Source organism: Acetivibrio ethanolgignens (genome assembly GCF_001461035.1).
GTDB classification, from domain to species: domain Bacteria; phylum Bacillota; class Clostridia; order Lachnospirales; family Lachnospiraceae; genus Velocimicrobium; species Velocimicrobium ethanolgignens.
Genome location: NZ_LNAM01000225.1, coordinates 1 through 8,583, shown reverse-complemented (window position 1 = coordinate 8,583; position 8,583 = coordinate 1). Strand labels below are relative to the sequence as shown.

Below are 8,583 nucleotides of genomic sequence, written 5' to 3'. Positions count from 1 at the left end.
GATTACGCTATATATAAAATGCATAAAGTTGACAAAAAAATACCGGCAATTACAAGCAACTGCCGGGTTATTAATCTTTATTCACTTCAAAACTCAGGAGTTTCTAAATACTTCGTGAAACAACCCTGGGTAATAATGCCTGTCCGCTTTACTTTTGCGAGGCATTATGGTATAATTCATAGACGAATAAAAAGCAGAATGGAGATATTGCATGCAAAAATACATTAGAAATTTTATGAGATACCGTTTTTTGCTGAAGGAACTGGTAAAGAAAGATATTAAGCTGAAGTATCGGCGTTCTGTACTGGGATTGTTTTGGACCCTTTTGGAGCCGCTTCTTACAACCTGTGTGCTTGCCTTTGTATTTGGAACCTTAAAGTCAAAGGGTGATTATGCATTCCCTGTGTACATTTTGACAGGGCGGCTTATGTATACTTATTTTTCTAATTCAACCAAGAGTGCTATGAAATCCATAAGAAGTAATGCAGCCATGATTAAAAAAGTATATGTACCAAAATATATTTATCCCCTGTCGGCAGTGATATCTAATTTTATAACATTTCTGCTTTCTTTGATTGTATTGGTTGGAGCGATGCTTGTATTAAAAGTAGAGCCGACCTTGTATTTATTTGGTGCAGTTATTCCATTGGTGTTATTATTTATAATGGCTTTTGGTGCGGGCATGATTTTAGCAACGATAGCTGTGTTTTTTCGTGATATGGAATATCTGTGGGGAGTTGCACTCATGCTAATCATGTATTGCTCGGCAATCTTCTATGCTCCGGAAACCCTGGGAGCAAATGAATGGGTACTGCATCTGAATCCTTTATATTGTCTGATTGAAAACTTCAGGGCAGCTGTTTATGGAATCCCATTTAACATGGAATCCCTTGGATATGCGGCAGTAGTCAGTGTAGTCAGTGTAGTGGCAGGAGTAGGACTGTTTATGAAGCAGCAGGATAAATTTATTCTTAATATATAAGGAGAAAATCAGTGGGTAAAAAGAAGGTAGCATTAAGGGTTGAGAATGTCAGCATGAAATTCAACCTGAGTGCGGAAAAGGTAAATGATTTAAAGGACTATGTTATAAAATTCTTAAAAAGACAGTTAAGATACCAGGAGTTCTGGGCTCTTCGTAATGTTTCCTTTGAGCTTAATGAAGGGGACCGGTTGGGAATCCTGGGTTTTAATGGTGCGGGAAAAAGCACACTTTTAAAGGTGATTGCAGGTGTTTTAAAGCCAACAGAAGGAAAGATTACGAAAAGGGGAACGATTGTGCCGCTTTTAGAGCTGGGGGCAGGCTTTGACAGTCAGTATACCGGAGCAGAGAATATTTATTTGTATGGGGCAGTATTAGGCTATTCTAAAGAGTTTATTGATGAAAAGTATGATGAGATTGTGAAGTTTTCAGAACTGGGAGACTTTATTAATGTACCGATAAAAAATTATTCTTCCGGTATGAAGGCCAGACTGGGCTTTTCCATAGCTACGGTAGTAGAGCCGGATATTTTAATTGTAGATGAGGTCCTATCTGTAGGAGATGCCAAATTCCGAAAAAAAAGTGAAAAAAAGATTATGTCTATGTTTGACAAGGGCGTGACGGTATTATTTGTATCCCACTCTCTGGAACAGGTAAAACGACTGTGCGATAAAGCAATCTTGCTTGAGAAAGGACAAATCATCGCTGCTGGCACGGTAGAAGAGGTCAGTGGGATTTACGAAGAGAAGTTAAAATAATCAGGAGGCAGAAATGTTAATAAGCAGGAAAACAAAAAATAGAATATTGAGAGAAATCCAGCAGAAAAAGGATTCAATAAAGCAGTTTATTTATAATCACTACTATTTAAAGCATATAAAGGTACAGGAGGATATTATTTTATTTGAATGTATGCTGGGCAGAAACTACAGCGGCAATCCAAAGGGGATTTACGAGGAAATGGTGCGTCAGGGCTTGGACAAGAAGTACCGGATTTACTGGATATTTGAAGAGCCTGACAAGATGGAGATTATCGGAAATGCTAAGAAGATAAAAAGAAATCGTTTAAGGCACCTCAAATATCTATGCAAGGCAAAGATGTGGGTATTTGATACCCGGCAGCCGAACTTTGTAGTAAAGAAGCCGGAAACAACCTATATCCAGACCTGGCACGGAACACCATTAAAAAAATTGGGCCTTGATATGGATGATGTGCAGATGGCAGGAAATAAGGGTATTGAAAATTACAAAGCAAATTTCTGGGCCAATTCGAGAAGATGGGATTATCTGATTGCACAGAATCAGTATTCCTCCGATATTTTTAAAAGCTGCTTTGATTTTCAGAAAAATATGCTGGATATTGGCTATCCGAGAAATGATACCCTGATTCGTAATAACAACAAGGAATATATAGACCGTTTAAAGGAAAAGCATGGTATCCCAAGGGATAAAAAGGTTGTATTGTATGCACCGACCTGGCGGGATAACCAGTCCATGGGAAAAGGAAAATATATTTTCAATCCGTTTTTGAATTTTGACATTCTGAAGAGGAATGTAGAGGATGAGTATGCTTTTATTTTGAAATATCATTATCTGATTGCATCCGAGCTTGACTGGAGCAGAATGGAAGGCTTTATTTATGATATTAAGGAGGATATCCAGGAGCTGTATTTGATGGCAGACATACTGATGACGGATTATTCGTCTGTTATGTTTGATTATAGTATTCTGAAGCGTCCGATGATTTTCTACACCTATGATTTAGACGATTATTGCGATAACAGAGGCTTTTATTTTGACTTCCTTGCAGAGGCACCAGGCCCATTCGTTAAGAATACGGATGAGTTAATTGCGGTGTTGAAGGAGCATAATTTTGAACAGTACAAAGAAAAGTATGATGCATTTAATAAGAAATATAACAGCTGGGATGATGGTAGGGCATCAGAGAAGGTTGTTGAGATTATAAAAGAAACTATGAAATAAAAGAGAAGAGGATAAAAAATGAAAAAGGTAATCACTTATGGAACCTATGATTTACTGCATGCAGGACATATTAATCTGTTGCGGAGAGCAAAGGAATATGGAGACTATCTGCTAGTTGTTCTTTCTACCGATGAGTTTAATGCTCTGAAGCACAAAACGGCTTATCACAGCTATGAGGACCGTAAGCTGATTCTGGAAGCCATTCGTTATGTAGATGAGGTTATTCCAGAAAAGAGCTGGGAGCAGAAAATCTCTGATGTTGTAGATAATAATATTGATGTTTTTGTTATGGGAGATGACTGGGAGGGCCAGTTCGATTTTCTGAAGGATTATTGTGAAGTTATATATCTGCCTAGAACAGACGGAATTTCCACAACTAAGATCAAACAGGATTTAGGCTTGGGAAAAGTAAATAAATAAAGGGTGGGGCAGTGTTAGTCGCTGTCCCTTCTTAGTGTATCGAGGGAAAAATGAAAAAATTTATCAAAAAGGCTGGAAAAACTGTACTGCTTATCTGGTATCGTCTGCTATTGAATTTACCAGTAAAGAAAAATATGATTGTATTCGATTGCAGCATAGGTAGAAATTATACGGGGAATCCAAGATATATTTATGAATATCTGGTAGAGAAGGGGCTGGATAAAAAATATCGGTGTATCTGGCTCTTTGAAAATCCTAGGACAAAAATCCCAGGAAATGCAAAGGTCATAAAATTCCGCCGGATTCGTTATTTTTATTATATGGCGGTAGCCGGAGTCTGGATTTTTGACTGCAGACAGCCGGATTTTCTGGTGAAGCGTCCCGAGGCTCATTATATCCAGACCTGGCATGGAACACCGTTAAAGCGGTTGGCTCTGGACATGGAAATCGTAGATATGGGTGGAGAAAGGGATATTGAGCAGTATAAGGAAAATTTCAGGAAAAATACGAGAACATGGGATTATCTGATTTCCCAGAATAGGTTTTCTACAGAAATTTTCCGACGCTGTTTTGACTTTAAAAAAGAAATATTGGAAATTGGATATCCAAGAAATGATATCCTGTTTCACAAAAATACGAAGGAATATCAAAATCGGCTAAAGAAGGAGCTTCAGATTCCGGAAGATAAAGGGGTTATCCTGTATGCACCTACCTGGAGAGATAATGAATTTTATGAAAAAGGACAGTACAAATTTTCTCCGGCGATGGATTTTGCTTATTTGAGAGAACAGCTTTCAGATAAATATGTTCTTTTAGTAAAGTATCATTATCTGATTCAGGATAAGGTGGATTGGACCGGTTATGAAGGCTTTATTTATAAGTTCAGTGCAAAATATGACATAGCTGAACTTTACCTTCTGGCAGATATTTTAATAACGGACTATTCCTCCGTTATGTTTGATTATAGCGTATTGAAGCGGCCAATGCTGTTTTATTGCTATGACTATGATAATTACAGGGATAATCTCAGAGGCTTTTACTTTGATTTTGAGAAAGAGGCACCAGGACCGATTTCCAGAACAACAGAGGAGCTGGTGAGAGATATTAGGGACAGGAAGTATCAGGAGTATTCAAAACAGTATGAAGCCTTCTGCAGAAGGTTTAATCACAGAGATGACGGCAGGGCTTCTGAAAGAATAGCAAAGTTAATAGAAAGTTTTCAAAAAGAATAAGGAGTTAGAAGAATGAAAAAGAGAATAATGGCATTTTTATTAGCGGTAATTTTCCTACTGGGAGGAATACCGGTGAAATCACAGGCAGCAACGACAAAAAAGGCTAATATTCGCTTTGTATTTACAACAGATTTGCATGGACAGTTGACTACAACGAATTATGAAACCGGAGGGGAATATAGCTCGGGAGGTCTTTCCAGAGCTTACACCCTGCTTGAAAAGGCGAGGAATGAAAAAGGAAAGGAAAATACCTTTACCTTTGATTTAGGTGATACCATTTATGACTACTCTACGGAGTATATTTATATGGCAGAGCCGGATACGGTGCAACCGATTTACAAGGCAATGGCGACCATAGGATATGATGCAGTTACTTTGGGAAACCATGACTTTGACTATGGTTTTTCTTATATTAAAAACCAGATTAAAGGAGCAGGACTCTCCAATATATGCGTAGTATCCAATGTAGTGGATGCGAATACGAAAAAGCATGTCTGGAAAGAAAATATGCTTCTTTCCAGGAAAGTAAAGGCAAGCGACGGTACAACTATGACTGTTAAGGTTGGTGTGATTGGGGAAACAATACCAAAGCTGTCTACAAAAACAGAGAGTTATACGGCAGTTTTAGAGACAGAGGATATTGTACAGAATGTCGAAGCTCAAGCAAATAAGCTAAAGGCTAAGGGGGCCGATATCGTTGTAGTATTGGCCCATTCCGGCTTTGGAAAAGAAGAGCCGGAGTACATGGACAAGGATGTATCCTATGCATTAACAAAAATAAAAAATGTGGATGTGGTACTTTGTGGTCATAACCACATTAATTTCCCATCTACAGATGTAAATGCAGAAAGCTTTTATAAGCTTAATGGTGTAAATAAAGCTACTGGGCTGGTAAATGGCAAAAACCTGGTTATGTGCAGTGACCGGGGGAAGGGGATTGGTGTAGCAGATTTTACAATACAAAAAACCGGTTCTACAGTAAAAATCAGTAATAGAAAATCAGAGGTTAGAAAGGTTGTTGATAAAAAGCCAGTAGTAAATAAGACGCTGAATGAGAATTTTATGGGAAAATGGGAGAATATTCTTAAAGGCAGTCTTAATAATGAAGTGGGAAGGCTGGCTTATGGAGAACAGCTAGAAAATTATTTTGGTCTTCTAGAGGACAGTAAAGCAATAGAACTGGTGAATGAGGCTAAGATAAGCTACGCCTTGAATTATATTCATAATATAAATCCAGAATATAGAGATTATCCGGTAATTGCCGCTACTCATTATAAATCCTTTGGACAGGAAGATGCACAGGGCTACATAGATTTGGAGGGAAGTATTTCTGAGGCAGAGCTGTCTAAGCTCCAGGCCTACAATGGCTATATTAATCTCTATACAATAACAGGTACCCAGCTTCGGGAATGGTTGGAATGGACAGCCAGTGCTTATGCGGCACAGGGAATCTCAGATAATCAGAGTAATGATTATCTGAAGCCGAATACCCTCCTTTATGAAGAATGGCAGAATGACTGGGCGGGAGCCTATATTTTTGATGGCATTGAATATAAAATAAATACGCTGGTACCACCAAGATACAGCCGCAGTGGCAGTAAAATAAGCAACAGCCAGCGGATTACCAGTCTGACAAGAAATGGTGTGGAGATAAAGGACAGTGATCGTCTGGTACTGGCAGTAGACCGCCTGACGGGAGTGCCAGAGGTAATCCGGGAGCTGACAGGCCAGACAATTTATACGAAATATAATCGAAGCCAGGTGCTTTTGATGGATTACCTGAATAATAATTTTAAAAACATAACAATTCCAACGAAAGCAGACCATAACTGGAGTCTTTTGTTTAACCCGGAAGTTACCTATCGTCTGGAGGGTGGTGCTGGCTCGGAGAAGGTAGCAAAGACAAAGCCCTGGTATAAGGGAAGCATTGGAACTCAGTACGGTTATTATTATTATGAGGCTTCCTTCAGTAATTTGAATCAGGATGTAAGTGGGCCCCTCGTAGTGGCAAGAAGCTTAAATGATTTAACGACAAATAAAGATGTAAAGATAGCGGTTCAAGCCAATGACGTATCTGGGGTAAAGAGAATTGCCTATCTGTCAGGGAAGCATACGGCAGAGGAAAATTATATTTGGGACAGTGCAGTCGAGATAACAGGAAGTACTTTTGAAGTAATGAATAATGGAATATATTCGATTATGGCAGAGGATACCTTGGGAAACAGAAATGTCACTTATGTTGTAATTGAAAATATTAATCGGGGAACCTTAGAGGTTCCAAGAGTAGAGACCTATACTAATCGAAAGACAAAGATTGCGGGAACGGCAGAGCCGGGAACAACCATTTATTTTGAAATAGGGGGTTCCAAATACGAAACTCAGGTGGGAAATGATGGTAAATTTTCCTATGCACTGCCAAGCCAGGAGGCTGGAACAGAGATTGTTACCTATGTAAAGGATGAGTATGGAAGAAGCAGCAGCCGGCTGGGGCTGCTTGTAAAGCGAACCGGACCAAACTATCCTGTGGCAGACGAAATAGCGAATAATCAGACGGAGATAACCGGTAGTATGAATGACCAATATGTAAAACCGGTAGTGCTGATTGGAAGCAAGGCTTATGTTGCCAGCCAGGATGTGGCTTTATTTAAGGAAAGTGAAATTTACAAAGATAACTACAGTATTGTAAAGACAACGGTATCTGTGGATAGTAAGGGATGCTTTACAATGAAAATACCGGCTCAACGGGATACAACGGCAGTTAAGCTGTATACCATAGATAGTGCAGGACGGGCAAGTCGGGTAAATAAGAGTACCGTTATTGAGGCAGCACCAAACAAGCCAAGCCTTTATGCAGTAACGAATATTGAAAAAAAGGTTTATGGATATGTCTATAACAGAAATGGACAGAAGAGCTTTAATATCCAGGTAGAGAATGGGTTAGAGAGATATACCGGAACAACCGATGAAAAAGGCTACTTTGAGATACCAACCGGAGCTCTTAAGGAGGGTGATGTGATTAAGGTATATGCCTTTGATACTGCAGATGATGGAACTCAGAGAAAAAGTGCTCAGGGCTCGCTTACGGTAAAGGATATTAATGAGTATGTTGGTGTTGGAGGAGAGCTGGAGCTTAAGAATATAACGGATAAGGTGATTTCCTTAAAGGGAAGCTATGATACTGCAGGAGATAGGATTTACTTGAAAATCGGTTCTCAGTATACAGAAGTTTCTACTGCAAAGGATGGAAGCTTTACTGTGGATTTAGAGGAGGCCCTTTCGGCAGGAACCAGCATTTATGCTTTAACCCGCTATGAGAAGGGGGGTATTGCGGATGCAGCTAAAATTCAGGTTGTAAAAGGCTTACCATTCCAACCGGAGATTAAAAATACGGCTATTTATAATAATACGATGAATCTTATTGCAGAAAGTGAAGAGGATTGTACTCTGTATGCCATGATTAATGGTAAGAAATATACCTCCGGTCTGTATGAGAAGTATGATGCAGACAGTGGTATGTACCAGTACAGAATTAAGATACCAAAAACAAATTCTGGTGCTGAGGTAGCTGTATATGCCAAGAATAGTGCAGGAAAGAGTAAGGCAGCCAGGACGGTAATCATAGAGAATGCACCAGATACACCAAAGGTAAATGGGATAAAGGAAAATAGTGAAAAGATAACAGGAACGGTTCATCTGATTCTTTCAGGGGGAGCAGAGGAGGAAAATCCTACTGTTGAAAATACCGGAACCCAGGTTTTTGCAAGGATAGGAAGTAAAGAATATAAGGCAAAAATTAAGGAAGATGGAAGCTTTTCCATAAAGATTCCAAAGCAGAAAAAGAAAACCAAGATAACTGTGTGGGCAGTAAATGATAATGGAACGGGACCGAAGAAGACTTTTACTGTGAAATGAAATTTTGGTTTGTAGCAGGAATATATTTTGAAAAAATAGTAAAGTAAGCATTAAATAATA

At 39.0% G+C, this 8,583-nt stretch carries 7 protein-coding genes; all 7 read left to right on the top strand.

Translation table 11 applies throughout. The annotated features are described in order from the left end of the window. On the top strand, positions 1-228 hold a 228-nt coding region (locus ASU35_RS19950), incomplete at its 5' end, for a hypothetical protein (protein ID WP_207644150.1). Then, positions 212-982 carry an ABC transporter permease gene (locus ASU35_RS18140; protein WP_058354367.1) on the top strand — a complete coding sequence of 257 codons (771 nt, stop codon included), beginning with the start codon at positions 212-214 and terminating at the stop codon, positions 980-982. The genes ASU35_RS19950 and ASU35_RS18140, both read left to right, overlap by 17 nt. Positions 983-1,035: 53 nt before the next feature. Further along, positions 1,036-1,737 carry an ABC transporter ATP-binding protein gene (locus tag ASU35_RS18135; RefSeq protein ID WP_172794678.1) on the top strand — a complete coding sequence of 234 codons (702 nt, stop codon included), beginning with the start codon at positions 1,036-1,038 and terminating at the stop codon, positions 1,735-1,737. A 13-nt stretch (positions 1,738-1,750) separates the two neighbouring features. Then, on the top strand, positions 1,751-2,959 hold the full coding sequence (locus tag ASU35_RS18130; protein WP_083504388.1) for a CDP-glycerol glycerophosphotransferase family protein: 1,209 nt from the start codon (positions 1,751-1,753) through the stop codon (positions 2,957-2,959). An 18-nt stretch (positions 2,960-2,977) separates the two neighbouring features. Further along, positions 2,978-3,379 carry a glycerol-3-phosphate cytidylyltransferase gene (gene tagD, locus ASU35_RS18125; RefSeq protein ID WP_058354365.1) on the top strand — a complete coding sequence of 134 codons (402 nt, stop codon included), beginning with the start codon at positions 2,978-2,980 and terminating at the stop codon, positions 3,377-3,379. Positions 3,380-3,429: 50 nt separating this feature from the next. Next, a complete protein-coding gene (locus ASU35_RS18120) occupies positions 3,430-4,611 on the top strand; it encodes a CDP-glycerol glycerophosphotransferase family protein (RefSeq protein ID WP_172794677.1) in 1,182 nt (393 codons plus the stop codon). A 12-nt stretch (positions 4,612-4,623) separates the two neighbouring features. After that, a complete protein-coding gene (locus tag ASU35_RS18115; protein WP_058354364.1) occupies positions 4,624-8,523 on the top strand; it encodes a metallophosphoesterase in 3,900 nt (1,299 codons plus the stop codon). The last annotated feature ends 60 nt before the right edge of the window (positions 8,524-8,583 follow it).

Bases quoted from the DNA above. Each gene is read 5' to 3' on its own strand.
- ASU35_RS18140 (WP_058354367.1), top strand. From the start codon at position 212: ATGCAAAAATACATTAGAAATTTTATGAGATACCGTTTTTTGCTGAAG.
- ASU35_RS18135 (WP_172794678.1), top strand. From the start codon at position 1,036: ATGAAATTCAACCTGAGTGCGGAAAAGGTAAATGATTTAAAGGACTAT.
- ASU35_RS18130 (WP_083504388.1), top strand. From the start codon at position 1,751: ATGTTAATAAGCAGGAAAACAAAAAATAGAATATTGAGAGAAATCCAG.
- tagD (WP_058354365.1), top strand. From the start codon at position 2,978: ATGAAAAAGGTAATCACTTATGGAACCTATGATTTACTGCATGCAGGA.
- ASU35_RS18120 (WP_172794677.1), top strand. From the start codon at position 3,430: ATGAAAAAATTTATCAAAAAGGCTGGAAAAACTGTACTGCTTATCTGG.
- ASU35_RS18115 (WP_058354364.1), top strand. From the start codon at position 4,624: ATGAAAAAGAGAATAATGGCATTTTTATTAGCGGTAATTTTCCTACTG.